The sequence below is a fragment of the Litoribacter populi genome (assembly GCF_007483685.1).
Taxonomy (GTDB): Bacteria; Bacteroidota; Bacteroidia; order Cytophagales; family Cyclobacteriaceae; genus Litoribacter; species Litoribacter populi.
In genome coordinates, this window is sequence record NZ_VMKN01000001.1 from 2,323,534 (window position 1) to 2,349,330 (window position 25,797).

The 25,797-nt window shown below is 40.1% G+C and carries 20 protein-coding genes, 3 tRNA genes and 1 pseudogene; 20 read left to right on the forward strand and 4 right to left on the reverse strand.

Annotated elements, in window-relative coordinates; translation table 11 throughout:
* Nucleotides 1-19: 19 nt before the first annotated feature.
* The 8 genes from FPL27_RS10035 (at nt 20) to FPL27_RS10070 (ending at nt 11,335) form a co-directional block, all read left to right on the forward strand.
* A complete protein-coding gene (locus FPL27_RS10035) occupies nt 20-1,099 on the forward strand; it encodes a FecR family protein (protein ID WP_143960969.1) in 1,080 nt (359 codons plus the stop codon).
* A 182-nt stretch (nt 1,100-1,281) separates the two neighbouring features.
* Entirely contained in the window at nt 1,282-4,623 is a 3,342-nt protein-coding gene (locus FPL27_RS10040) for a SusC/RagA family TonB-linked outer membrane protein (protein ID WP_221936594.1), read from the forward strand.
* A gap of 11 nt (nt 4,624-4,634) precedes the next feature.
* On the forward strand, nt 4,635-6,044 hold the full coding sequence (locus FPL27_RS10045; protein ID WP_143960971.1) for a RagB/SusD family nutrient uptake outer membrane protein: 1,410 nt from the start codon (nt 4,635-4,637) through the stop codon (nt 6,042-6,044).
* Nucleotides 6,045-6,056: 12 nt separating this feature from the next.
* Complete coding sequence (locus tag FPL27_RS10050) at nt 6,057-6,518, forward strand: hypothetical protein (RefSeq protein WP_185974336.1); 462 nt, start codon at nt 6,057-6,059, stop codon at nt 6,516-6,518.
* 219 nt (nt 6,519-6,737) lie between these two features.
* Nucleotides 6,738-7,766: a serine hydrolase domain-containing protein gene (locus FPL27_RS10055; protein ID WP_185974337.1), complete on the forward strand. Its 1,029-nt coding sequence runs from the start codon at nt 6,738-6,740 to the stop codon at nt 7,764-7,766.
* Between the two features lie 8 nt (nt 7,767-7,774).
* Entirely contained in the window at nt 7,775-9,319 is a 1,545-nt protein-coding gene (locus FPL27_RS10060; protein ID WP_143960974.1) for a glutamate racemase, read from the forward strand.
* Nucleotides 9,316-10,869, forward strand: a complete 1,554-nt coding sequence (locus FPL27_RS10065; RefSeq protein ID WP_143960975.1) for an N-acyl-D-amino-acid deacylase family protein — start codon at nt 9,316-9,318, stop codon at nt 10,867-10,869. Before FPL27_RS10060 ends, FPL27_RS10065 begins: the two co-directional genes overlap by 4 nt.
* Nucleotides 10,870-10,957: 88 nt before the next feature.
* Nucleotides 10,958-11,335: a VOC family protein gene (locus FPL27_RS10070; RefSeq protein ID WP_143960976.1), complete on the forward strand. Its 378-nt coding sequence runs from the start codon at nt 10,958-10,960 to the stop codon at nt 11,333-11,335.
* Between the two features lie 40 nt (nt 11,336-11,375).
* Here the strand turns inward: FPL27_RS10070 and FPL27_RS10075 are convergent, their stop codons facing one another.
* The 3 genes and pseudogenes from FPL27_RS10075 to FPL27_RS10085 form a co-directional block, all read right to left on the reverse strand.
* On the reverse strand, nt 11,376-12,479 hold the full coding sequence (locus FPL27_RS10075; RefSeq protein ID WP_143960977.1) for a hypothetical protein: 1,104 nt from the start codon (nt 12,477-12,479) through the stop codon (nt 11,376-11,378).
* 212 nt (nt 12,480-12,691) lie between these two features.
* Nucleotides 12,692-12,850, reverse strand: a pseudogene (locus FPL27_RS20040) (GIY-YIG nuclease family protein); the annotation flags it as partial.
* A 170-nt stretch (nt 12,851-13,020) separates the two neighbouring features.
* Nucleotides 13,021-13,094, reverse strand: a tRNA-Met gene (locus FPL27_RS10085).
* Between the two features lie 312 nt (nt 13,095-13,406).
* Between FPL27_RS10085 and FPL27_RS10090 the strand changes: the two genes are divergently transcribed.
* The 8 genes from FPL27_RS10090 (at nt 13,407) to bshB1 (ending at nt 22,173) form a co-directional block, all read left to right on the forward strand.
* Nucleotides 13,407-13,802: an START-like domain-containing protein gene (locus FPL27_RS10090; RefSeq protein WP_143960979.1), complete on the forward strand. Its 396-nt coding sequence runs from the start codon at nt 13,407-13,409 to the stop codon at nt 13,800-13,802.
* 81 nt (nt 13,803-13,883) lie between these two features.
* Entirely contained in the window at nt 13,884-15,716 is a 1,833-nt protein-coding gene (locus tag FPL27_RS10095) for an LptF/LptG family permease (protein WP_143960980.1), read from the forward strand.
* A 73-nt stretch (nt 15,717-15,789) separates the two neighbouring features.
* Nucleotides 15,790-16,065 (forward strand): 30S ribosomal protein S15, encoded by a 276-nt coding sequence (gene rpsO, locus FPL27_RS10100; protein WP_143960981.1) that lies wholly within the window; start codon nt 15,790-15,792, stop codon nt 16,063-16,065.
* Between the two features lie 113 nt (nt 16,066-16,178).
* Nucleotides 16,179-18,320, forward strand: coding sequence for a polyribonucleotide nucleotidyltransferase (gene pnp / locus FPL27_RS10105; protein ID WP_143960982.1), 2,142 nt, complete (start codon nt 16,179-16,181; stop codon nt 18,318-18,320).
* A gap of 87 nt (nt 18,321-18,407) precedes the next feature.
* Nucleotides 18,408-19,271: a sigma-70 family RNA polymerase sigma factor gene (locus FPL27_RS10110; protein ID WP_143960983.1), complete on the forward strand. Its 864-nt coding sequence runs from the start codon at nt 18,408-18,410 to the stop codon at nt 19,269-19,271.
* 175 nt (nt 19,272-19,446) lie between these two features.
* Nucleotides 19,447-20,391 carry a thioredoxin-disulfide reductase gene (gene trxB / locus FPL27_RS10115; protein WP_143960984.1) on the forward strand — a complete coding sequence of 315 codons (945 nt, stop codon included), beginning with the start codon at nt 19,447-19,449 and terminating at the stop codon, nt 20,389-20,391.
* Between the two features lie 8 nt (nt 20,392-20,399).
* Complete coding sequence (locus FPL27_RS10120; protein ID WP_143960985.1) at nt 20,400-21,434, forward strand: M23 family metallopeptidase; 1,035 nt, start codon at nt 20,400-20,402, stop codon at nt 21,432-21,434.
* Between the two features lie 22 nt (nt 21,435-21,456).
* The gene (bshB1, locus tag FPL27_RS10125; RefSeq protein WP_143960986.1) at nt 21,457-22,173 is read left to right on the forward strand and encodes a bacillithiol biosynthesis deacetylase BshB1; all 717 of its coding nucleotides are present in this window, start codon (nt 21,457-21,459) and stop codon (nt 22,171-22,173) included.
* A gap of 33 nt (nt 22,174-22,206) precedes the next feature.
* Here the strand turns inward: bshB1 and pdxH are convergent, their stop codons facing one another.
* A complete protein-coding gene (gene pdxH, locus FPL27_RS10130) occupies nt 22,207-22,842 on the reverse strand; it encodes a pyridoxamine 5'-phosphate oxidase (protein WP_143960987.1) in 636 nt (211 codons plus the stop codon).
* A 100-nt stretch (nt 22,843-22,942) separates the two neighbouring features.
* Between pdxH and FPL27_RS10135 the strand changes: the two genes are divergently transcribed.
* The 4 genes from FPL27_RS10135 (at nt 22,943) to FPL27_RS10150 (ending at nt 25,697) form a co-directional block, all read left to right on the forward strand.
* Entirely contained in the window at nt 22,943-23,512 is a 570-nt protein-coding gene (locus tag FPL27_RS10135; protein ID WP_143960988.1) for a YqgE/AlgH family protein, read from the forward strand.
* Between the two features lie 58 nt (nt 23,513-23,570).
* A complete protein-coding gene (locus tag FPL27_RS10140; protein ID WP_143960989.1) occupies nt 23,571-25,412 on the forward strand; it encodes a DUF349 domain-containing protein in 1,842 nt (613 codons plus the stop codon).
* Nucleotides 25,413-25,538: 126 nt separating this feature from the next.
* Nucleotides 25,539-25,611: transfer RNA gene (locus FPL27_RS10145), tRNA-Thr, on the forward strand.
* 13 nt (nt 25,612-25,624) lie between these two features.
* Nucleotides 25,625-25,697: transfer RNA gene (locus FPL27_RS10150), tRNA-Thr, on the forward strand.
* The last annotated feature ends 100 nt before the right edge of the window (nt 25,698-25,797 follow it).

Consider the following 25,797-nt stretch of genomic DNA (forward strand, 5'->3'; position numbering starts at 1 on the left):
TAAAAGAAGCAAATAGAGAATGCAAGACAAGGATCAGAAAAATGGCTTTAATGAGCCCGATGGATTTTTTGAAAAACACCTATCGGAAATAATCAAGATTTTCCGTAAGTCAAAAGTTTCTGCATATAGGAAACAAGTGATATGGGAAGGGATTGAAAGCAAATTGGATAATCCAGCCAAAAATCAATTCCCCTGGATGAAACTTGGACTGGCAGCTTCTGTAAGCTTGCTGATGGCATTTTTCACCTATCAGTTTATTTTCGAAAATATGGATTCCATGGAATCACTTGCAGACCTAAGTGATGTTGAATTGGTTACAGAAACCCAGTTGATTCTTTCGGAAAGTGAGACCTTGTTATTGGAAAATGACGAATCTGATCTCGATTATTCGGATAAAGGGCAAATCAGTATCAACCAAGAAAAGTCAACTCAAACTTCAAGTGAATACAATACTTTAATTGTGCCTTATGGAAAGAAAAGCAAGGTCACCTTGGAAGATGGCACTCGAGTATGGGTCAATTCTGGTTCAAAGTTAATTTATCCAGTTGCCTTCAGTCAGAAGGAAAGAAAGTTATATATAGAAGGGGAGGCATTTTTTGAAGTTGCCCCTGATGCATCCAGACCTTTTTTGGTTCAAAGTAAAAACATGGATCTCAAAGTTTTGGGCACCTCCTTTAACCTTTCCTCTTATGCCAATGAGCCTACCGTTTCAGCTGTATTGGTTACTGGTAGCGTGGAATTGACTGTGGACAAAAAATCACTTTTTAACAAGAAGAAGCAAGTACTAAAGCCCCACGAACGTGCTGTCTTTGGTCCCTCAACTGGGGAGTTAAGAGTCAAGCCTGTGGACATTGAATATTATGTAGCTTGGAAAGAGGGGTATATGAAGTTAAGAAAAAGTAACCTAAACCAAATATCGCAAAAGCTGCAAAAGTTTTACAATGTAAAAATTGAGCTCGCGGACCCATCGATTGGTGAGGAGACTTTTACAGGAAAATTGGACTTAAAACAAGATTTAGAAGAGGTGCTGGAAATTCTAACAGCGACAACCTCATTAAAATTCACTAAAAACGAAAGGAGGTATCTATTGATGAAATGATGGAAACCGATTAAAAAAAGTACACGGAATGTGCGCCAACACATCCCGTATACCGCCCCTTAAGTACTATTAATACTTACTGAGGCACATTAACTTATGTAAACAAAAGTCAATACAAAAGTATGAAAAAAATCTATTCAAAACCGTATCCCACGGGGATGGGGTACAAAGTCTTTCTATGTATGAAACTGACTTTCTTATTTATTTTTGTGGGCATATTTGGAGTAGCTGCTGAGAGCTATTCCCAAAACAACCGCATCAGCCTACAAATACAAGACGGATCTCTTTTTGAATTGTTTGAGAAGATTGAGGAAAACAGTGATTTTCTGGTCCTTTATAAGGAAGCCGTGATTCAAAAAAATCAAGGCAAAAAAATAAATTTAAGTGCTGAAAACCGTGATGTAGAGGATATTCTTCAAGAAGTTTTGAATGAAAGATCCCTAACCTACAAGATCTCAGGGAGACAAATCGCCATTTTAGAAGCTTCACCAATCGTAACAGCCTCTAACCCTTCGCAAAAACCCAAAAGCCAAGCAATTGATCAAGATCAGACAATTACAGGGGTTGTTACCGATGAAAATGGTGAGCCAATGCCGGGTGTTTCTATTATGGTCAGAAGGACAACCACCGGAACATCAACCGGGATAGATGGTGATTTCACCCTTGACGTCCCGGATAACGCCACGTTGGTAATTAGATTTATGGGCTACCGAACAGAAGAAGTAAGGGTAGGTAACCAAACAGAGTTTAATATTTCCTTGACGCCAGATGTATCAGATCTATCTGAAGTTGTGATTACGGGTTATGGAGTTCAAGAAAAAAGAGCCATAACCGGATCAATGGTACAGGTGAGCGGAGCGGAAATTGAAAACATGCCAGTTCAGTCTTTTGACAAAGCCTTACAAGGTAGAGCAGCAGGTGTCTTGGTGCAATCCTCTTCTGGGGTTCCAGGCGGACAAGTAAATATTAATATCCGTGGTCAGGGTTCCATCACAGCAGGTAACCAGCCCCTCTATATTGTGGATGGTGTTCAGATCAATGCTGAAAGCCAAAACACAAACAGGACTGAAAACAACCCGCTTTCCTTTTTGAATCCCAATGATATAGAGTCTATGGAGATTCTTAAGGATGCAGCAGCAGCTTCCATTTATGGTGCCCAAGCAGCCAATGGAGTGGTTTTGATCACCACCAAAAAAGGTAAAGCCGGTAAGACTCGATTTAACCTTAATTACTATAAAGGTGTAACCGAGCCAATGCCGAAAGTGGACATGATGAACTCTCAGCAGTACCTCAACTCTAGGATGGAAGCTATGGCCAACAGGTATCCAGGCAGAACTCAAGAAACCATTCGTAGAGGTGTATTGAATGAGTCAAGATTGTCTCCTGATTTGACTGATGCTCAGATTGCCGGGTTGCCTACTTATGATTGGCAGGATGTCGGGTTCAAAACAGGTGTTGTAGATAATATTGAACTTTCAGCCTCTGGAGGAGACGACCGTACTAATTTTATCATGTCGGGGTCATATAACACACATGAGGGAAATGTAGTAGGAATTGATTTTGAAAGAGCCACAGCAAGATTGGGTGTTACCCATAAGGCCAATGAAAGGCTTACCTTGGATATGAATATGAATCTAAGCTCCATCGTTCAAAACGGTAATGATGGTGTCGGGACAACAGGTTTGTTCGCAGCCCCTCAATTTGCTTCACCAATGATTATCCCTACAGAGCCTTTCTATTTGGATGATGGCTCGTGGAATGCTCCTTTGGGAGGTTTGCCAGGTACATTAAGGTACAACCCTGTTCAGACAGCAGAGCTAAATACAGCACAAACAAGAAGTAGATCTGCTATCGGTAACTTCAGTCTGAATTATAAAATTCTTGACAACTTGACATTTAAGTCTTTCTACGGAATTGATTTCAGATTGATGTCTTCGGAGTTCTATATTGACCCAAGGACAGAGGGTGGATATGGACGTCAAGGCTTTTTGCAAGTAGAAAACATGCAAAATACCAACTTCATCACCAATCAAACTTTGAACTATAACACCACTTTTGACGGTGGTCACAGTTTGTCTGTTTTATTTGGTGTTGAATATAGAAGTGACATTAGGGAAAGAGAAGGATCTACCGCTGAAGGTTTTCCTACTCACCAGTTTAGAAAAATGTCATCCGCATCTACGCCATTGACGGCTTTCGGAACTTGGACCGGATTCAGAAGATTTGGGGTCTTTACCCAAGCCAATTATGATTTCCGTAAAAAGTTCTTCGTAAGCGGAACGATGAGATATGATGGTTCTTCAAGGTTTGGTGCTAATAACAAGTTTGGTTTCTTCCCTGCTATTTCAGCAGGTTGGGATATGTCCCAGGAAGGTTTCCTTCAGGACAACAACTGGTTAGACCAGTTGAAAGTGAGAGCAGGTTATGGTGAGACCGGTAATGACCAAGTGGGTAATTTTGCTGCGAGAGGGCTTTACGGTGGTGCTGGTAATTATGGTGGCAATCCTGGCATCCAGCCTAGTGGAGTAGCCAACGTGGACCTAGGTTGGGAAAGAAACGTTTCCTCAAACATCGGTGTGGATTACTCCTTCTTCGAAAGAAGGCTGTATGGTGCAATTGATGTCTTTCATAGAACCAGTTCCAATCTTCTTTTGAACCAACCTCTTCCTTGGATAGGTGGATATGGAAACATAAGTTCAAATATTGGTGAAGTGGTCAATCAAGGTGTGGAAATTGAAATAGCTTCGGATATTGTGAGAAGACAGGATTTTTTATGGAAATCTGCATTTAATATTACTTTCTTGGACAACAAGGTGACTCAACTATTGGATGATCAAGATGTACTTCCTGGTAACCAATCTATACGAGTGGGCCATCCCCTAAGAACCAATTTTGAAGCGCAATATGCAGGAGTTAATTCGGCGACTGGTCGACCAATGTGGTATGATGCGCAAGGAGACATTACCTATAATCCATTGAATCCAAGCGATTATGCTGTATTCGGCAACGAGCTGTCCAGTTATTTTGGTGGATGGAGTAACAACTTTACCTATAAAGGATTCAACCTGGATATATTCTTCACATACGATATGGGTAGAGAATTCTATAACCAGGCAAACGTAGGCTGGTATAGAAACGGGTTCAACATCAGAAATTCATTGGCGAGAGTTTATGAAGACAGATGGCAGGAGCCTGGACAAGTCACTGCACACCCGAGACCAATGCAAGGTGGCGCTGAAGTAAACGGTGATAGCTACATCAGAAGATCAAGCAGATTCTTGGAAGATGCTTCATTCATCAGACTTAAGCAAGTTACACTTGGCTACGATATCAGCCCACAATTCTTGGGAAGATTCGGATTGACCAATGCTAGAGTTTATGCCCAAGCGATGAACCTATTGACGTGGACAGAATGGACGGGATATGATCCTGAGTTTTATTCTGATGGTAGCAATTTCACAAACAACCAAGGTGTGGTGCCACAGACTAGAAGCTATACTTTTGGTGTTCAGTTAGGATTTTAATTAATGACATTATGAGAAAAATCATATATATATTTAGTTCGGCTTTACTACTATTCGCTACCTCCTGCGAGGAGCTCATAGAAGTAAACCCCAAACAATCCATCGATGCCACAGAGGCATTGACAAGCCCTGAGGCAATTGAAGCGGCCAGTAATTCGGTATACTCTCGTCTTAGGCTGGTAAGTCAATATGGAAGGGACATGATTGCAGTTCCAGAGGTGCTTTCGGATAATTCCATACCAGCAGGAACAGGCATTCGTCTAGTTGGTCAAGCCAACAATCAGGCAGGAGCACATTTGTCCAATTGGCAATCGGCTTATTATGCGATAAACGAGGCAAACCTCATCCTTAGAGCACTCAATGAAGTCGAGGTGAATCCCGATTTTAGAAACAGGATAGAAGGTCAAATGCGTTTTCTTATTTCCCTTTACTATCATGATCTCATGAGATCATATGCTTATGACCCAACTGCAATAGTGGAAGCTTCAAATAGAGGAGGTGTTCCATTAATGACTCAAGGAGTAAGAGGAACAAATGAGATAGAGTTGGAAGCCAGAGCTCCAATCAGTGAAGTGTACGATTACATATACACTAACCTAGAGGCTGCTCAAAATTTACTTGGAGATACTCCAAATTCAAGAGCTCCTCACTATGCTACTTCTGGAGCTGCTTCGGCATTATTTACTAGGGTAGCACTATACAACGGCGATTATGATAGAGTGATTGCGGAAGCCGAAAATGCCTTGTCCTCAGGGGTTGGCAGCTTTCAGCCAAATGACAATTACATTAGCGCTTGGAGGCAAGAAGTTCATCCTGAATCCATGTTTGAAGTGGTTTTTATGACGAATGAAAACATTGGACAAAATGAGTCTTTAAGAGCTACTTTCACAACAAGGTTTAATGAAACTGCCACTACGGCAACTTCTCAAGGTCTAGCTGTACTTAGTGAGGATCTTTTAGCGCAGTATGACGAAGGAGATGTGAGAAGGGAGTTAGTATGGATGGGGTTAGGTGACAACAGCGACAAGTACGAAATCACGAAGTTCTTCAGCCGAGGAGGTATCAACAACCTTGACAATGTACCGGTCATCAGAATCTCAGAGGTTTATTTAAATAGAGCTGAAGCTTATGCTATGCTTGGTTTAGATGCTGAGGCAAATGCCGACCTGAACACAATCAGAACCAGAGCTGGGCTCGATGATGTGGAGCTTCTAGGCGAGGAACTTTTTGAGGAAATCCTTCGACAGAGAAGAGTGGAGCTAGCCTTTGAAGGTCACAGGTCTTTTGACTTGAAGCGTCATGGAAGGGATATTGTAAAAGAGTCTGGCACGATTCCATTTGAGGACTTTAGAACTTTAGCCAGAATTCCTATCCGTGAGGTAGACATCAATCCTAACTTAGAACAGAATCCAGGTTATTAAATGAAACTGAACATGAAAAGACATATATTATTGGTGTTGGTGGGGTTAATGACCCTAACTACATCCTGCTTTGAAAATTATGAAGAGAGGTATCTTTTCACTGATCTGAGGATTGAATTTCAAGAAGCAGTAGTGCGAAACAATGCGCCTGGAAGAGATTATCCCTTGTTGCCTACTCAGGCATTGGGGGACGCCGGTTACCAGGTCAATTTATTCGGCGGTCAGCTTGATTCTCCAGTGAACCTTCAATTTAGGGTAGCTCAAGAGGCTTCAAATGCAGTAGAAGGAACTCATTATACTTTGCCTAATGACGATTACTTTGAAATTGAGGCGAATAGCAGCTTTGGAGAAGTAGTGGTGGAAAGGCTTGAATTTGAAGAAGATGATCAAATTGTTCTGGTCTTGGAGCTAGTAGGTAACGAACAAGTAGAAGCCAGCAATAACCATAAGCGAATTGGTGTAGTGTTAAATTAACAATTCAGCCCCTGGCCGTAAAGGACCGGTCGGGGGCACTTATACTAATATGATTATCCACAATAATGTCAGTAACCATTAAATTCCTTGATTAAGCAGCCGGAAGTCAGAAGACCGATGACCGAAGTGGCCACGGATCTTGTTTTAAGCCATCTATCCATTAGTACATGGGAGCTTTTGCCCATAAAGCGGATATACATAAATGTTAATTCCTCAAGCATGAAAAAGATTATCGCCATATATATATTAATGTTGTTTGCGGGTAATTTGAAAGGACAAATTCTTAATCCATATTCTGAAAATAACCGCTTTACCCCTGAGCAGGTAAATAAAATAAATGAAAGAGCTGGGAAAATGGAAAGAATCCACAGCCTTTTAATATTGAAAAATGACTCCGTGATTTTTGAGGAGTATTACAACAACTTTGATCCAAATGATTTTAGCAATATTAAATCAGGGTCAAAAAGTGTTTTGAACTTATTGATTGGATTGGCCATCGAAAATGGTTATATCAAATCAATTGACCAACCGATAATAGATTTTTTACCCCAATTGTATCATCAGAGTATCGATCCCGCTAAGAAAGAAATTACAATCCGCCACTTGATGTTGATGCAAAGCGGACTTAAACCAACTAGCCTGAGCAATTACGCCCCCTGGGTAGCGAGTGAAGACTGGTTACAGTTTGCCTTGGATCAAGAACTGGAAGCTGATCCAGGTACACACTATGGTTATAGCACAGGTGATACCCACCTTTTGGCGGCTGCATTAACCCATGCGGTAGGTACGTCTGCACATGACTTTGCCATAAAGTATTTATATGAGCCTATGGATATTCAGCCAGGGGAGTGGAGTGAAGATCCAAATGGATACAACGAAGGAGGAAACAACATTCATCTAAAACCCATAGATTTTGCGAAAATTGGCGTTATGGTCAAAAATGATGGGATGTATGATGGGAGACAAATTATTTCCAAGGATTGGATTGAAAAAAGCATTTCCCATCAAGTTGAACCGCAAGGGATTTCAAGACCATTTGAAATCCTCGGATATGGTTATCTTTGGTGGTTAATTGAAGCAGCTGGGTATCCTACTTATTGTGCTATTGGTTTTGGAGGTCAATACATGATGACGATTCCTGATCTGGACATGATTGTAGTACTAACTTCCAAACCAAAAGGCAGTGCTCCCAGCGAGCATTTCCGCTCAATTGCCGATTTGATTGAAAATTATATCATTAAACCCTGAGTGGCCTCATGATCAAAAATAAAAAACATAATTTAGTGCTACTTGGCATTGCAGCAGCACTAGCATTTCAAGGTTGTCAACAACAGGAGACAATTAGAGAAGGTTCTGAACTTACCCCTATAGAAAAGGCAATTTTTGAAGAGGAAGACAGCTTCTTCCATATTGATTTTGAGAATTATCCTCACCGCGACAAGAGTTTGCCCATTGGAGTATTTGACTCTGGCACTGGGGGGCTTACCATTTTGAATTCACTTTTGGATTTTGATGAACATGACAATTTAAGCCGGAAAGTAGGAGCAGATGAGGTTCCAGATTTTTCTAACGAGAAATTCATCTATCTGGCCGATCAAGCTAATATGCCTTACGGTAATTATTACGCGGAAAACAAAACTGATTTATTGATCGAGCATATCCTCAAAGATGCCCAATTTTTACTTTCTGATAAATACTACCCAAATCAGTATGCTGAAAATTACAGTACAGACAAACAACAGGTAAAGGCCATGGTAATTGCCTGCAATACCGCTACTGCGTATGGCAAGGAAAACATAGAGGCATTCATTCAAAAATCCGGACTACCCTTAAAAATTATTGGGGTAATAGACGCTGGGGCAAAAGGAGCCCTAAGTCATTTTGAGGAGGATGAAGATGGTTCTATTGCTGTTTTTGCTACAGTCGGTACTATTGCTTCCAAAGGTTATGAAAATACCATACTAAAGAAAATGGAAGAAATGGGGTATAAGGGTAATATCCAGGTTTACAATCAAGGTGGACATGGAATTGCCGAGGCAGTCGATGAGGAGCCGGACTATATCAATAGAGACTTAGAAAGGCCAAGGGGCGATTATAGAGGACCTTCTTTGGACCATGATGAGTTTAAAATTGACCAAACCTTAATGGATGTCTATAACTTTGATTTTGACCATAACAAAATGCTATGCGATGCCCAAAGTGGTGGTGACTGTGAGGTTTTACAAATCAACAGCTCGGACAACTATGTTCGTTACCACCTAGTATCGATGATGGAGAAAATCAGAAAAGCTGAGGATCCCAAACCTTTAAAAGTGGTGATGTTAGGTTGTACACATTATCCATATTTGACCCAAGAGATCGAGGAAGTGCTTAACGAATTGCGGGAATATCAGCAGAATGGTGAATATGTATACCGAGAATTCATGGCTGAAAACATTGCCATTGTGGATCCAGCTATAAATGTGGCAGAGGAGCTTTATGCCTTCTTGGATGAGCAAGATCTTTTCAATTTGGATGGGAACATGGAAGAAAGTGAGTTTTACATCAGTGTTCCCAATATTGACAATCCAAATGTCAAAGTGGATGAAAAGGGGCGTTTTCCTTATGATTTCAAGTATGGCCGAAATGCCGGAGAGGTTCAGCAATACGTGAAAAGGGTTCCTTTTAATAATTCAAACATCCCCGATGAAACCTTGGAAAGGTTGAAAAAATCCGTCCCTACCACCTATCAAATCATTTCAGAGTTCAACAGCAGCAGTGAAAAAACTTCCAGTTTAGCTAGAGAGGAAAGGATACAATGAATAAGTTATTTAGAGCCACGTTAGTAGCAATGGCAGTTGCTTTCGCAAGTGACCTTGCTGCTCAGGAAATTGATATTTTGATTAAAGGAGCTACAGTCTATGATGGTTCCGGAGAGACAAGCGAGGTAAAGAATGTTGGTATAAAAGGGGATAGGATAGTATTCGTAGGAGAACAAACCAATGGAATCACAGCTCAAAGAGAAATTGATGCTGAAGGAATGGTGTTAGCTCCTGGGTTTATAGATCCCCACACCCATGTGGAAGGTGATCTGAGCCATCCTGAAAGAAAAAGCAACCTGGCCTATCTTATGCAGGGAGTCACGACTGTTATCGGAGGGAATGATGGAAGTGGACCATTTCCAATCGGTGAAAAACTTGATGAATGGGAGCAAAATGGAATAGGAACCAATGCTGGGCTATTTGTAGGCCATGGTACCGTTAGGCGTCAAGTGTTAGGTAATAACGATATCGCTCCCAACGACGCCCAACTCGAGGAAATGAAAGCTTTGGTGGAAAAAGGTATGGGTGATGGCGCCATTGGGCTTTCTACCGGCTTATTCTATAGCCCAGGAAGCTTTGCCAATAAAGACGAAGTGGTAGCATTAGCCAAAGTCGCCAATAATTTTGGAGGCATCTATGATACCCATATGCGGGATGAAAGCAGTTATTCCATCGGCTTGTTAAACTCAATAGAGGAGACTTTGGAAATAGGAAGGGAAAGTGGGATTCCGATCCATTTTTCCCATCTGAAAGCCTTAGGTGCTGATGTGTGGGGGATGAGCGATCAGGTAATTGAAAAAATCGAGGCTGCCCAATCTTCAGGATTAAAAGTAACTGCCAATCAATACCCATATGAAGCAAGTAGAACCAGTTTAATCGCTGCTGTAGTCCCCCGTTGGGCCGAGGATGGTGGGTATAAAGCTTTGTTGGAAAGGATCAATGACTCTAGCTTAATTGACACGCTTGCCGAAGGCATGACCGAAAACATAAGGAGGAGAGGCGGACCATCTTCTCTTATTCTTAGCGATGCGAAATATCCTGAAATAGACGGAAAGTCATTGGAGAGAATGGCCGAGGAGTGGGAATTGGAACCTTGGGAAGCTACATTTAAGATTCTAAAGGAATCTTCTGCGGTACGCGTAGTTTCATTTAACATGCAAGAAGAAGATATCATCAATTTCATGAAGCAACCCTGGATGATGACAGGTTCGGACGGCGTGGTAGCCCACCCAAGAAAGTATGGTTCATTTACCAAAAAGCTGGTAGAATACAGTTTGGAAAAGAATGTCATTCCTTTGGAGTTTGCTATTCATAGCTCCTCAGGACTAACAGCTGAAACTTTAGGCTTAAAGGAGCGGGGATTTGTCAGAGAGGGTTATTATGCTGATTTGATATTGTTCAAAATTGATGAACTGGAAAATAATGCAGACTACGATAATCCAAGTGCCTTTTCAGGAGGCATGCGATATGTCTTAGTAAATGGGGAATTTGCCATTGATGAAGGAGAGTATTCGGGCAAGTTGGCTGGCAGAGCCATCATACGAAAATAAAATATGGCGGGTTTATGACCCGCTTTTTTTTATTTCAATTGTGCCAATAAATGGTTATTTTTATAAGAACTTTTAACCCTTTGAAATTATGAAATCTGTAACTGTAGGCTGGTTTGAAATCCCTGTCCATAACATGGAAAGAGCCATGAAATTTTACGAGGAGGTATTTGACTGTGAGCTTTCACGCAACAAAATGGGGGATCTGGATATGGCTTGGTTTCCTTGGGACGAGAATGGAAAAGGCGCTGGTGGAAGCTTGGTAAAGCATGTTGAATATTATGAGCCTAGCGATCAAGGAAGCCTAATTTATTTCAGTTCCGAAGATGTAAGTATGGAATTGGGACGAGTGGAAGAGGCTGGTGGTAAAGTACTCACCCAAAAGGAAGAAATTGCGCCTGATATCGGATTTATGGGAATCTTTCAGGACACAGAAGGCAATAAAATTGCTGTCCATTCCAGACAATAATTAAATCTTTCCGGCTATTGGAGGAAAGAGCGTTCGGAAATCAGGACGCTCTTTTTTCTTTTATAACTTTATATAACTCAATTAATTCCTCTTCAATCTCTTCCCTTTCCCATTGATTTTTATCAAGTTTTTTCTTCAGATTCTTGATTTGATATCCGGGTTTAATTGTTAGAATCCGATAAAAGAAACTCGCAAAAATAAACCCTTGTCTCGCTTTCATTAGAATTCCTCGGAGCTTGTATCCCCTAGCCAACTGAGTCAATCGGGCTACTTTTATAAGTCGAACAGAGCGTACAAAAGCAATGAAAGGTAAAAGGATAATGACCACATCTATCCAATTGATTTTGACATATTCTAATCTTTCATTGGAAACTGAAATCATCAAGATAAACTCAAATGCAAAGGCCATCCAGATAAAGGCTTGTACCATATCGAGTACAAAAGATAAATCTGTGTTAAGGAATGCGGATACTTCATCGTAAAATTTCCATTCCACAACCAAGACAGGTAAAATTAACAATGCAATAAATATCATGGGAATGGAAAACTTCCTTTTAAGAAGTTTAAGCAGTCCCTCATTGCTTTTGCTCCAACCAAAAAACGGAATCCAAACTAATTCTACTTTTTGAATATGCCTCGAAACCATCCGAAGTGGGGGGAAGGCAAGGGCAAATACCCGGAACACAAACTCACCACTGGCAATTTTTTGTTGGTGCTTTCGAGCCAGAAAAATAATAAGTCCAAAATCTACTAAGTAAATAAGCCAAACCAACCAATAAACTAATGCCGTTTTGGCTTGAAAGACTTCAACAAATAAGTTTTCCTCAGTATGGGATATAGAGTTTAGGATAGCAGCAATTAGCATCAGCATAAATAAGCTGATAAAGAAAAAGTATGGCGTCACTTTGGTGTCATAGACGGATAGTGGATTGTCCTTTGGACCAGGGATTCTTTTTTTGATTCTCAAATCCCTAGACAGGCCATTTTCTAATAATAGTGGAAATTCTTCTGAAAAGTGCTTTAATGCAAAGACAGACCTATCCCTTTTTGTAATCGTTACCAGCTGATGGAGCAGATAGGGGTTATCAATATTATTTATTCTCTCGATTAATTCTTCTTTGACCTCTTGAATGGATTTAGCCATATGCGCAAATATAAAAACTATTTGGTAAAGGCTTTGGTAGACTATAGGTTGTTGAAAAATTGAGTAATGAAATCTTATGAGAATGGATGGATATGATCTTGCTCTCTAGTAAGTATTAAATAATTGGGAAGAATGTTATACCGGATCCACTCCCTTCCTTTGCCAGATTTAAGCTCTTTCTCTCTTTTCATAGCAGAGGATTTAAACTTGTAAACCTCAACATGAATACAATACCAAGGCCTATACTTCTTGGTAAAACCCTTGGTCGATTTGAAATTGTGAAAATTAAATCTTGTGATGAGATCGGAGGAAAACCCGGTGTAAAGTTTTCCTGCGGAAAAGGAGTAAAGGACGTAGACGGAGTAATCCATATTGAGTAGGTTAAAAAGTTTATTTAAAAATAAGGAAATATTAATAAATAGAATAGGCTTCCAATGGAAGCCTATTGAGTAGCGAGGAGCAGAATGCCGCAGCGGATATGAATCCTGCGCTCTACTTCAAAGTTCGAAAATAAAAAAAGCCTCCAGTTGGAGGTTTTATGTAGCGAGGAGCAGAATCGAACTGCCGACCTCAGGGTTATGAATCCTGCGCTCTAACCATCTGAGCTACCTCGCCATTTAATATTTTTATTTCAATTTATTCAGCTACTCGATACGTAAATCGAACTGCCGTCCGCCGCGGCGGATATAAATCCTGCGCTCTAACCATCTGAGCTACCTCGCCGTTTTGTTAATTTTTTACTTAAAAGTAAATAAATTAATTATTTTTTAAGTAAATTATGTTTCTATCGTTTAGAAACCTATTTTTAGGCCGCCTGAGAGTATTGCTGCTCTCAATTGGGACTGCAAATATGGAGGCTTTCCAATATAAATGCAAGTGCTAAAGCATAAAATTATTAGATTTTTATTCAATGATTAATCAACTGATATGGTAAAATATAAGTTTGTTTCTGACTATCAGGTGAATACTTCCAAAAAGGTAATTTTCCCTTATTTAAGCTCTGCCAGTGGACTTAATCAATGGTTTGCAGATAATGTCACGATCAATGAGGATAAGAGTTATATTTTCACCTATGATGGTGAGGAACATTACGCCAAAATGGTCGGTCTACGTTCCAACCACAGTGTAAAATTTGAATTTTTTGATCCCGCAATGCCTGATGAAACTGACAAGAGTTATTTGGAGTTCCGGCTTGATGAAAATGAACTCACGCAGACACTTTTTCTTAGAGTAGTAGATTATAGCAACGGCTATGATGAAGATGAGCAGGAGTCTATATGGGAAAGTCTAATCCACAATCTAAAAGAGATCATTGGAGGATAATTTAACATCAATTATCTTTTTTGCCATAATATTATGACCTTTGCAGCGTCATAAATCAGGAAAGGAGCGCTCAAGCACTTCATGAAAAAATTAGATAAATTAATACTTGGGTCATTTATTGGCCCTTTTCTCCTTACTTTCATAGTAGTAGACTTTATCCTGCTTACTGTTAATATGCTCAAGTATTTTGATGAGATATTCGGTAAAGGGTTAAGTTTTGGTATCTACATGGAACTGATCAGCTATTTTGTGATCAGTATAAGTCCTATGGCCCTCCCTCTGGCCGTTTTGCTTTCTGCTTTAATGACATTTGGGAATTTAGGGGAGCATTTTGAACTCACTGCCATCAAAAGCAGCGGCATATCCCTTCTGCGGGCCTTATTGCCAATTGGAATTTTTGTGGTGTTCCTTACTTTCCTCGCCTATCTATCAAACAACTACTTGGTCCCAAAGGTCAACCTAAAAACCTTTAGTCTTTTATATGATATACGGATGAAATCTCCTGCTCTGGACATTCAGGAAGGGGTGTTTTATAATGGTATTCCTAATTACAGCATTAAAGTTAACAGGAAGCTTGATGATGTTACTTTGCAGGATATTATCATTTATGACCACTCTGCCGGACAAGGTAATACAAGCGTAACTTTGGCGGATTCCGGAAGAATGGAGCCATTTTTCAATGACCGGTACATGAAATTGACACTTTTCAGGGGTAATAGTTACCAAGAAAGTGGTAATCAACGTAGCATCAAGGAAAAACCAGTGGATTTCAGCAGGACAAGCTTCAACCAAAACGAGATGATTTTTAGTTTGGATGCCTTTAATCTTAACAGGACTACGGATGATCAATGGTCTAACAATCGTAGTATCAAAAACATAAGAGAAATTCGTTTTGACCTCGATTCCATGGACAGAGACTTAAACTCTTTTCAATATTACAATTACATTAACACCGAGTCAAATTATTCCTATTTCACCAAGAATAGAAAAATATCGGCTCCTAGGGATATTCTAACCAAGAAAGAACGAGCAGATTCCATCCGAAATGAACGATGGAAACAAAAACTCATAGAAGAAGCACAGCAAGTGGACAGCGTAGCGCTTGCCAAAGGAGACTCTACGTCCCTGGAAGAAGTTGATCTTAATATCCCTATTGACCATGTAGAGCTGTTTTATCAAGAACAGGAATTTGATGAATTTGAGGATGAAGAGGAATATATGGAAGGCATCCCTGACTCATTGGCGGCAGCAGATACTTTAAGAGCTATTAGGGAGGGCCAAACATCCGTGGGAGAGGTATATGCGGACACTTTAAATACAGATACCATTCCTGCTGAAATTGGAGAGGAGGATGTCCCAGCCCCAGCAGTTACTCAGCCTGAATGGATGGATTTTCCGAAAACGAAAATAGCGGACCTGGATTCCTTGTTCGAAAATTCTCACACCAATGTGAGAGGGGCTTCCATTGCTCTCAATTCGGCCAGGACGATGAAAAACCAGTTCAATATCCAAAAAACCAAGATCGACAACCTGGAGAGAGAATTCAGAAGGTTTGAAATCGCTTGGTATCAAAAATATACCCAGGCCTTTGCATGCATCGTGATGTTTATGATCGGAGCGCCACTTGGGGCTATTATAAAGAAGGGAGGCCTTGGTATGCCGGTTCTTTTTTCCATCATTTTCTTCATTATCTTTTATATGTTGACTATAACGGGGGAAAAATGGGCTAAAGAAGGAATAGTCGATCCAATGTTAGGAACTTGGTTTGCAAATCTTTGTCTGATTCCAGTTGGATTCTTCTTTTTAAAGCAAGCAAGAAAAGATGCACGTCTATTTGAAGCAGAAATGTACCAAAAGGTATTTTCTAATATAAAAGGGCTCTGGGGCCGGATCAGGCTCAAAAGTTCAAAATAGGCTTTTATTATTAAAAATAAAACCGCTATCTTTGTAGCTGATTTAAAAAATATCATTATCTAATTAACTAAGCATGTATTTAACATCAGAGAAAAAAACAGAGTTGTTTCAAAATCATGGTAGGTTAAAATCTGATAAAGACACTGGTTCTCCAGAGTCTCAGATCGCTTTATTTACTTTCAGAATTAAGCACTTAACTGACCATCTAAAAACCAATAAAAAAGACCACTCTTCTAGACTTGGCCTTTTGAAATTGGTAGGTAAACGCAGAAGTCTTTTGAATTATCTTTACAAAAACGATATCGAAAGATACAGAGCTGTACTTGCCGACTTAGGATTACGTAAATAAAAACTTGACTGTAAGGTTCTTCCTAGGGAGAACCTTACTTTTTTGATTCTATTACCCCCCAGCTATTAAACCTTACTTTTAAAACTATCTTAAGTTATTCTTAACACAATCGTATGTTACCAAACGTCATTTCAAAGTCCATCAAATTAGAGGACGGGAGAGAAATTATTATTGAAACAGGTGCCTTAGCCAAACAAGCCGACGGGGCTGTAGTGGTAAGGATGGGTAATGCCATGCTATTAGCCACTGTTGTTTCTAAAAAAGAAGCTGCCGAAGGTGTGGATTTCCTGCCGATGTCAGTTGATTATCAAGAAAAATTTGCTGCTTCAGGCAAAATCCCAGGAGGATTTCTTAAAAGAGAAGGAAGACTTTCCGATTATGAAATTCTTATCAGCCGTATTGTAGATAGAGCTATTCGTCCAATTTTCCCGGATGACTACCATGCTGACACCCAGATTGCAATCACTTTGATGTCAGGTGATGCAGATGTACTTCCGGATGCCCTTGCAGGCTTGGCTGCATCAGCTGCCTTGGCTGTTTCTGACATTCCTTTCAACGGGCCTATTTCCGAAGTTAGAGTTGCCAAAATCGATGGCAATCTAATAATTAACCCTACTCCAACCCAATTGCAGTCAGCTTCTATGGAGTTGATCGTGGCCGGTTCTATGGAGTATATCCTTATGGTAGAAGGTGAAGGAGACGAAATTTCAGAAGATGAAATGGTTGAAGCCCTTCAGTTTGCGCATGAGGAAATCAAAAGACACTGTCAGGTCCAAAAAGAACTAGAAGCGGCAGTTGGCAAAGAAACTAAGAGAGAATACTCTCACGAAAAAGAAGATAAAGCTCTTTTTGAAAAAATGAGATCTGAGCTTTATGATAAAATCTACGAAGTGGTAGCTAGACAGCTGGCCAACAAATCCCAGAGAGGGGAGTTGGTAAAAGCCATCAAAACTGAATTCGTAGAAGCATTAGGGGACGAGCATGAATATGAAGCAAGCCTAATCGGCCCTTACTTCAGCAAGATCCATAAGGAAGCAGCTCGTAACCTGACTTTGAATGAAAAGAAAAGACTTGACGGAAGAAAAACGGATGAAATCCGTCCAATCTGGTCGGTAGTAGACTACTTGCCATCTGCTCACGGATCAGCTGTATTTACCAGAGGTGAAACACAATCTGTAACCACCTGTACCTTGGGTACCAAGATGGATGAGCAAATGGTGGATGGTGCTACTATTTCCGGATACAACAAATTCTTCCTTCACTATAATTTCCCAGGTTTCTCTACAGGTGAAGTTAAGATCAACAGAGGTCCGGGAAGAAGAGAAGTTGGTCATGGTAACCTTGCCATGAGAGCTTTGAAAAAAGTATTGCCATCTGAAGCTGAAAACCCTTACACCATCAGAATCGTGTCTGATATTTTGGAATCAAACGGTTCATCATCAATGGCCACCGTTTGTGCAGGTTCATTGGCTTTGATGGATGCTGGTATTAAAATTAAGGCTCCAGTAACTGGTATTGCAATGGGTATGATCTCCGATGCAAAAACTGGGAAATACAGCATTCTTTCTGATATTCTCGGTGACGAAGATCATCTTGGAGACATGGACTTCAAGGTAACCGGAACTGAAAAAGGAATCACTGCTTGTCAGATGGACCTTAAGGTGGAAGGACTTGATTACAACGTGCTGAAGGAAGCTTTGTACCAAGCGAAAGAAGGTAGATTGCATATCCTTAGAGAAATCAACAAAACTCTAGCCGCTCCGAAAGAAGAACTTAAGCCTCATACTCCAAGATCATTCAACATGATGATTCCTAAGGAATTGATCGGTGCTGTGATCGGGCCAGGTGGAAAAGTGATCCAGGAAATCCAGAAGGATACTGGTGCTACCATCATTATTGAGGAAGTGGACAATGCAGGTAAGATCAATGTATTCTCAAACAATGAGGATTCAATGAACGCTGCAATCAGCCGAATCAAAGGAATTGTCGCTCAGCCAGAAATAGGGGAGACATATACCGGCAAGGTGAAAAATATAATGCCATTTGGTGCGTTTGTAGAATTCATGCCAGGCAAAGACGGTCTGTTGCATATTTCTGAAATCAAATGGGAAAGACTGGAAAATATGGAAGGCGTGCTTGAGCCAGGTGAAGAAATCATGGTCAAATTGATTGACGTAGATAAGAAAACCGGCAAATTCAAGCTCTCCAGAAAGGTCCTATTACCTAAACCAGAGAAGCAGGAGAAGAAAGATTAAAATAATCTTAAACCATTTTTGTATTTTGAACTTATTTTCAATATACATCTGTTATATCACCAGTCTTTACAAAACAAAAGAAATTGAATGAGGCAGCTTAAAATTAGCAAACAGATTACTAACAGAGAGAGTCAGTCTCTTGATAAATATTTACAAGAAATAGGTAAGGTTGACCTTTTGACAGCCGATGAAGAGGTGATTCTGGCTAAAAGAATCCGTGAAGGTGACCAACTTGCTCTTGAAAAATTGACAAAAGCCAACTTAAGGTTTGTCGTTTCTGTAGCTAAGCAATATCAAAATCAAGGTTTGTCTCTTGGGGATCTTATCAATGAAGGTAACCTGGGCTTGATCAAAGCTGCCCAAAGATTTGACGAAACTAGAGGTTTTAAATTCATCTCCTACGCCGTTTGGTGGATCAGGCAATCAATTCTGCAGGCTTTGGCCGAGCAGTCTAGAATTGTAAGATTACCATTGAACAGAGTAGGCTCTTTGAACAAGATCAGCAAAACTTTCTCAGAACTTGAGCAGAAGTTTGAAAGAGAGCCATCTCCTGAGGAACTTGCCGAAGTGCTAGAGGTTACTGCCGGAGAAGTAGTGGATACCATGAAAATTTCAGGTAGACATGTATCAATGGATGCTCCGTTTGTTCAAGGTGAGGAAAATAGCCTTTTGGATGTTTTGGAGAATGATGGAGAGGAAAAGCCTGATGATGGGCTGATGAATGACTCTCTTCGCAAAGAAGTTCAAAGAGCATTATCTACCTTGACCCAGAGAGAAGCTGATGTGATTACGCTTTACTTTGGATTGAACGGTGAACATGCCATGACTCTTGAGGAGATTGGTGAAAAATTCAACCTTACCCGTGAAAGAGTAAGACAGATCAAAGAAAAGGCAATCAGAAGATTACGCCATACCAGCCGAAGCAAGACTTTGAAGCCTTACCTCGGTTAATACAATTTCATATTGGAAAACAACGTGAAAAGGGGATTTCTATCCCCTTTTTTTATTGTTTAAAACGTAAAAAGCCTATCAGGTTTTTCGCTTTTATTAGCTATTTTTAACAAGAATAACCTTTGTTAAAAGAGATAAATTGTTAAAATTTGCCAACCTTAAATTTTATGAATCCATGAGCCAAGATATAGAAAGTATAAAAGTTTTGATTATTGGGTCAGGTCCTGCGGGTTACACGGCTGCAATCTACGCTGCACGTGCTGGTCTAAAGCCTATTTTATATACTGGAGGCCAACCTGGTGGACAGTTGACCATTACTACAGATGTAGAGAATTATCCTGGATACCCAGAAGGGGTGATGGGCCCTCAAATGATGGAGGACTTCAGAAGACAAGCCGAAAGATTTGGGACAGATGTGAGATACGGATTGGTTACCCAAGTTGATTTTTCCCAAAGGCCGCATAAGGTAATTGTTGATGATCAAAAAGAAATTCATGCTGATACCGTTTTGATTTCCACGGGAGCTTCTGCAAAATGGCTTGGCTTGGAAAGTGAGACACGCCTAAATGGAAGAGGAGTTTCTGCCTGTGCAGTTTGTGACGGTTTCTTCTTTAGAGGGCAAGATGTCGCAATTGTAGGCGCGGGAGATACTGCCTGCGAGGAGGCAAGTTATCTAGCCAATATCTGCAACAAGGTCTATATGATTGTGAGAAGAGATGAGATGAGAGCTTCCCAAATCATGCAGAAACGGGTAATGAATAACCCCAAGATCGAGGTCCTTTGGAACTCTGAAACTGAAGAGATATTGGGAGAAGACGAAGTTACGGGAGTTAGATTATACAACAATCAAACAGGAGAAAAGAAAGAGCTACAAGTAAGTGGCTTCTTCGTTGCAATCGGTCACCAGCCCAATACAGATATATTTAAATCGTACATTGATATGGACGAGTCTGGATATATCATCACTCAACCAGGAAGTACTAAAACCAATGTAGAAGGAGTATTTGCTTGTGGAGATGCTCAAGACCATATTTATCGTCAAGCAGTTACTGCTGCCGGAACTGGCTGCATGGCCGCCTTGGATGCAGAACGGTATATGGCTGAAAAAGAGCTTGCTTAGGTAACCGAATGAGTATCCAAATTAGAGTTTTATTAATAGGATTGCTGTGTCTGAGTAGCTTTGGCTTGCAGGCACAGCAATTTCCACGTTTGTTTAAAAAAAACACCCCCAAAACCCAACCCATCGAGGCCCCTTCTACTAGGAGCCTTGAAACTTTCGATGTTCAACAATATCTGAAAAATCTTCGCAAGGAAACAGATTCCCTGATTTATAAAGATTACGTTAATCTGAAAAAAAGACTAAGCCCCATAAGTGAGGATACCACTACTTTGATATGGGCACCCACCAATCAATTAGTCAAGGTTTCTGAACAGATTATGATCGATAGCATTTGGGTGACAGCCTTTGAGTATTATTCATCCTGGGATAGTCAGAAGATTAATATATACAATTTCAATCCCAAGGATTTTAAGGATACAGTACAGATTAAGCTTTATGATCCGTTTTTTGGAAGCAACTGGCATGTGCCCTTACTCGAAACACGGATTACATCAGATTTCGGTTTTCGGAGAATCCGGTGGCATCACGGAACAGATTTGAAGCTAAACACCGGAGATCCGATTCACAGCACTTTTGATGGTATCGTTAGGATAAAATCTTATGACAGGAACGGCTATGGGTACTATGTAGTAGTAAGGCATAAAAATGGACTAGAGACGCTCTATGGGCATATGTCCAAGATTTTGGTGGAAGTGGGTCAGGAGGTTCGAGCAGGAGATGTGCTGGGGCTAGGTGGAAGCACTGGAAGAAGCTCTGGGCCACATTTGCATTACGAGATCCGCTACCAGGGACTATCCATCAACCCAACTGAGATCTTTGATTTTAATATAGGCAGGATAAAAGGCGACTCCTATACTATTACAGCCAACAGTTTTGACCATGTGATTAAGGCTCAGCAGGCGGTATTTCATAGGGTGAGAAGTGGGGAGAACCTTGGCGTGATCGCCAGAAGATATGGCGTCTCTATAAATCAAATCGCCCGCCTAAACGGAATTTCTACCCGATCAGTTATTAGGGTAGGGCAACGATTGAAAATCAAATAAGCACCTTTTTAATCCTTTAACTATGAAACTTGATATTTTGGCAATTGCAGCCCATCCAGATGATGCAGAACTTTCCTGCTCAGGGACCTTAGCTGCTCATGTAGCCAAAGGACATAAAGTAGGGATACTTGATCTCACTCAAGGCGAAATGGGTACCAGAGGTACTCCAACTATCCGTCTTGAGGAAAGCGCAGCAGCAGCCGAAGTTTTGGGGTTAAGCATGCGTGAAAATCTAAAGTTTAGAGATGTTTTTTTCACGGATGATGAAACCCACCATCTTGAAATTGTAAAATACATTAGGAAGTATAAGCCGGAAATTGTTTTAGCTAATGCGATATCTGATCGCCACCCCGATCACGGAAAGGGTGCGCAAGTTGCAACAAAAGCTTGCTTTACCAGCGGCTTAAGAAGAGTAGTAACTGAAATGGATGGACTAGAGCAGGAACCTTGGAGACCAAAATATGTCTATCATTACATTCAGAATAATTATATCAAACCTGATTTTGTAATGGATATTTCTGAATTTTGGGACAAAAAGGTAGACAGTATAAAGGCCTTCAAATCACAGTTTCATGACCCAGACAGCAATGAACCTCAAAGTTTCATCTCCTCACCCGAATTTATGGATTTCATTGAAGCTAGGGCTAAAGAATTTGGCCACAGCATCAATGTAAAATATGGGGAGGGTTTTACAGTGGAAAGAACCATTGGGACTGATGATCTCTTTAATATAAAGTAATACAAAGGCCTGGGATATTCCCAGGCCTTTGTATTATGGCGCAAGTCGATTGATCTGCCAGCTTCCGGTTTCATCAAGTTGAAACTCTAAACGGTCATGTAACCTACTGGGTCTTCCTTGCCAAAATTCAATCAAATTGGGAATTAGTCGATAGCCTCCCCAATGCGCAGGCCTTTCGATTTTTTTATCCCTGTATGTTTCCTTTAATTCAGAAAGTCTGTTCTGCAGAAACTCCTTATTAGGAATTACTTTGCTTTGGGGGGAAGTGATGGCCCCAATTTGGCTGCCTACAGGTCGGGAAGAAAAATATTCATCTGACTCTTCCGTAGAAATTTTCTCCAACCTGCCCTCTATTCTCACTTGTCTTTCCAACTCCGGCCAGAAAAAAGTGAGGGCAGCATGGGGGTTTTTGGAAATTTCCGCCCCCTTTCGGCTTTCATAATTTGTGAAAAACACAAAACCATGATCCACGCCCTTCAAAAGGACTACCCTGGCAGAGGGTTTGTTATTATCATTGACAGTAGCGAGGTTCATGGCGTTCGCTTCAACGGCCTTTACTTTCAAAGCTTCTTCAAACCATTCCTTAAATTGATCCACTGGATTATGGTTGACATGATCCACATCAAGAGTTTTCAGGGAGTATTCATTCCTAAGTGCAGCTATATTCATGTGTAAAAGTTGATAGTTGGATAATGATATAAAATTACTATACTTATTGCATTTAAAAAATTTTGTATAAATTGACAGAATAATGTAAACGTTATTTTTCATGGGATTAACTTCTAATAAAAGTCCAGAAGCAGGCGATCTTTTGATCTCCGAACCTTTTTTGCGAGACGAAAATTTTGTAAGGTCAGTCATTTTGCTCTGTGAGCACAATGAACAAGGATCTTTTGGGCTTGTGTTGAACAAATTATCAATAGTAAGGCTAGGAGATTTGATTCAAGATTTGGGCAATTATGATACGGCTGTTTATGTAGGAGGGCCGGTTGAGCAAAATACCCTGCACTTCATTTATCATGGAGATCAAGTGATTACCGGTAGCATTCCGGTTGCGCCGAATATTTGGTGGAGTGGCAATTTTACTGAATTGGTAGATAAACTTAAAAGCAATGATTTAGATGTAGATAAGTTTCGGTTTTTTTTGGGTTATAGTGGCTGGTCCGAAGGACAGTTGCAAGAAGAGATAGATATAAAGACTTGGATCGTATGTCCATCGGAGCATTCCCAACACATTTTTAATTCTGATCCCGATGAACTTTGGAAAATTATATTAAAGAATATGGGAGGGGAATATCAACTTCTGGCAAATTATCCAATCGATCCAAGATTGAATTAGCCGAAATTTATTACTTTTGTTTATAGCTTTTCAAAAGTTTTATAATACCCACGTTTTTATGGACAACGATAAAGAAATGTCAAAGCAAGATCAGGTGACCCCAGAAGTTAATGAAACTCAAGAGGGTATTCAAGCAGCTCAAAATTTGGAGCATGATTCCGATGATAACCAACATGAGGAAGATGACCATCATGTGGATTATTCTAACCATTCTAAAAAGGATTTGATCAATGCCTTAAAAGGTATAGTGGCATCAGATCAACTCATTAAGAAGGATTCGGAAGTTCATGAAATTAAAAACCACTTTGATGAATTTTATCATCAAGAAAAAAAGGAAGCTGCAGCCAAATTTGAGCAGGAGGAAGGCAATCCCGATGACTTTCAATATCGAAATACTGAAGAAGATAAAGAATTTTTTAAGTTTTATAACGAATTCCGAGAAAGAAGGTCCAACCAGCTTAAAGAGCTGGAAAAAAATAAGGAGAAAAACCTTAGTGCTAAGAACGAGATCCTACAAAAACTGCGTGAACTTGTAGATAGTGAAGAAACCACTCACAGCATCAGCACAATTAAAGATATTCAGGGAGATTGGAAGAAGATCGGACCTGTGCCGGCTTCACAAAACAAAAATCTATGGGCTTCTTATAATGCCCTGATGGACAGGTTTTATGATAATAGAAGTATTTACTTCGAACTAAAAGAACTTGATCGCAAAAAGAATTTAGAACACAAACTGGAAATCTGCCAAAGGGCGGAAAACCTTGTGAAATCTGAAGACTTGAAAGAAGCCATTAAATCTCTTAACGACCTTCATGATGAGTTTAAGCATATTGGTCCAGTGCCAAGAGAAGATCAAGAGCAAGTATGGCAAAGATTTAAAGCTGCTTCTGACGCAGTATATGCTAGAAGAAAAAATTACTACGAAGATCAAGTAGAAGTATTCAAAGCCAACCAGGTTCAAAAAGAGGCTCTTATCGATAAACTTGATACTTATAAGGAATATAAGGCTGATCGCATCAAGGACTGGAATAATAAGACTAAAGAAATTCTCGATATCCAAAAGCAGTGGGAGGCTATCGGTCCAGTTCCACGCGAAAATGGCAAAGAAATCAATAAAAAATTCTGGGGATTGTTCAAGCAATTTTTCCACAATAAAAACCTGTTTTTCAAAGAGCTGGATGAAATAAGACTTCAAAACAAAGCAAAAGCAGAAGCTCTGATCGAAAAGGCTAATGCTTTCTCTGAAAGCACAGACTGGCAGGCTGCTGGTAAAGAGTTAATTCAACTTCAGCAGGATTGGAAAAATATCGGGCCAACACCTGAAAAGGTTAGAGATGATCTATATAAAAGATTTAAAAAGGCTTGTGATTCATTCTTTAATAAAAGGAGACAGGCAAATAAGGAGCTTAACAAAGAATTTGATCAAAACCTTAAGGAGAAAGAAGAACTTTGCGAAAAAATCAAGACGGCTTCTGCATCTGGAGACAATCTTTCTCAAGAGGAATTGGAGGGTTACATAGCGCAGTATAACAATATCGGCTTTGTACCACGAAAAAATATTAAAGATATTGCCGCTAAGTTTAATGAAGCGGTGGATCAATATGTGGATAAATTGGGAGTAGAAAGTGGGAACAAGGATGAATTCCTGTTTAGACTTAACCTTACAAAACTTCAAGCTGATCCTCACGGTAGTAGAGAGTTGAACAAAAAAGAGCACGGAATCAGAAAGCAGATTGCTGATTTGGAAAACAATATTACGCTTTGGAAAAACAACCTTGAGTTTTTTGCTGCTTCAAGAACTGCAGACAAATTGAAGGATCAGTTTGATGAAAAAATTGAGAAAGCGGAAAAAGAAATTTACAGATTGAAGAAAAAACTTTCCATTATCAGGGAATTTTAAGGTCTTCACATTTAGGGAGATAGTCTAATCTCCCTAAATTTTCTTTCAAAATATTTGAATAAACTATGCCTTCGGCCTATATTTGCACTCGCAATAAGGGGAAAGGCCCTTATTAAAAATAGAAAAGCCTCCTTAGCTCAGCTGGTAGAGCAACTGACTTGTAATCAGTAGGTCGTTGGTTCGATCCCGACAGGAGGCTCTCTTTTTTTTTTGCCTCTTTAGCTCAGCTGGTAGAGCAACTGACTTGTAATCAGTAGGTCGTTGGTTCGATCCCGACAAGAGGCTCAAATTTATGAAAGCAGTCCTTTTGGACTGCTTTTTTTAGTTTATATCCCTTCGGGAATTACTTCCCATTTATATAAAATACTTTTAAATATTGGCTTTA

Bases quoted from the DNA above. Each gene is read 5' to 3' on its own strand.
- rpsO (WP_143960981.1), top strand. From the start codon at position 15,790: ATGTATTTAACATCAGAGAAAAAAACAGAGTTGTTTCAAAATCATGGT.
- FPL27_RS10050 (WP_185974336.1), top strand. From the start codon at position 6,057: ATGAAAAGACATATATTATTGGTGTTGGTGGGGTTAATGACCCTAACT.
- FPL27_RS10110 (WP_143960983.1), top strand. From the start codon at position 18,408: ATGAGGCAGCTTAAAATTAGCAAACAGATTACTAACAGAGAGAGTCAG.
- pnp (WP_143960982.1), top strand. From the start codon at position 16,179: ATGTTACCAAACGTCATTTCAAAGTCCATCAAATTAGAGGACGGGAGA.
- FPL27_RS10045 (WP_143960971.1), top strand. From the start codon at position 4,635: ATGAGAAAAATCATATATATATTTAGTTCGGCTTTACTACTATTCGCT.
- FPL27_RS10060 (WP_143960974.1), top strand. From the start codon at position 7,775: ATGATCAAAAATAAAAAACATAATTTAGTGCTACTTGGCATTGCAGCA.
- FPL27_RS10095 (WP_143960980.1), top strand. From the start codon at position 13,884: ATGAAAAAATTAGATAAATTAATACTTGGGTCATTTATTGGCCCTTTT.
- trxB (WP_143960984.1), top strand. From the start codon at position 19,447: ATGAGCCAAGATATAGAAAGTATAAAAGTTTTGATTATTGGGTCAGGT.
- FPL27_RS10140 (WP_143960989.1), top strand. From the start codon at position 23,571: ATGGACAACGATAAAGAAATGTCAAAGCAAGATCAGGTGACCCCAGAA.
- FPL27_RS10090 (WP_143960979.1), top strand. From the start codon at position 13,407: ATGGTAAAATATAAGTTTGTTTCTGACTATCAGGTGAATACTTCCAAA.
- FPL27_RS10135 (WP_143960988.1), top strand. From the start codon at position 22,943: ATGGGATTAACTTCTAATAAAAGTCCAGAAGCAGGCGATCTTTTGATC.
- FPL27_RS10070 (WP_143960976.1), top strand. From the start codon at position 10,958: ATGAAATCTGTAACTGTAGGCTGGTTTGAAATCCCTGTCCATAACATG.
- FPL27_RS10040 (WP_221936594.1), top strand. From the start codon at position 1,282: ATGAAACTGACTTTCTTATTTATTTTTGTGGGCATATTTGGAGTAGCT.
- FPL27_RS10065 (WP_143960975.1), top strand. From the start codon at position 9,316: ATGAATAAGTTATTTAGAGCCACGTTAGTAGCAATGGCAGTTGCTTTC.
- FPL27_RS10120 (WP_143960985.1), top strand. From the start codon at position 20,400: ATGAGTATCCAAATTAGAGTTTTATTAATAGGATTGCTGTGTCTGAGT.
- bshB1 (WP_143960986.1), top strand. From the start codon at position 21,457: ATGAAACTTGATATTTTGGCAATTGCAGCCCATCCAGATGATGCAGAA.
- FPL27_RS10055 (WP_185974337.1), top strand. From the start codon at position 6,738: ATGAAAAAGATTATCGCCATATATATATTAATGTTGTTTGCGGGTAAT.
- FPL27_RS10035 (WP_143960969.1), top strand. From the start codon at position 20: ATGCAAGACAAGGATCAGAAAAATGGCTTTAATGAGCCCGATGGATTT.
- pdxH (WP_143960987.1), bottom strand. From the start codon at position 22,842: ATGAATATAGCTGCACTTAGGAATGAATACTCCCTGAAAACTCTTGAT.
- FPL27_RS10075 (WP_143960977.1), bottom strand. From the start codon at position 12,479: ATGGCTAAATCCATTCAAGAGGTCAAAGAAGAATTAATCGAGAGAATA.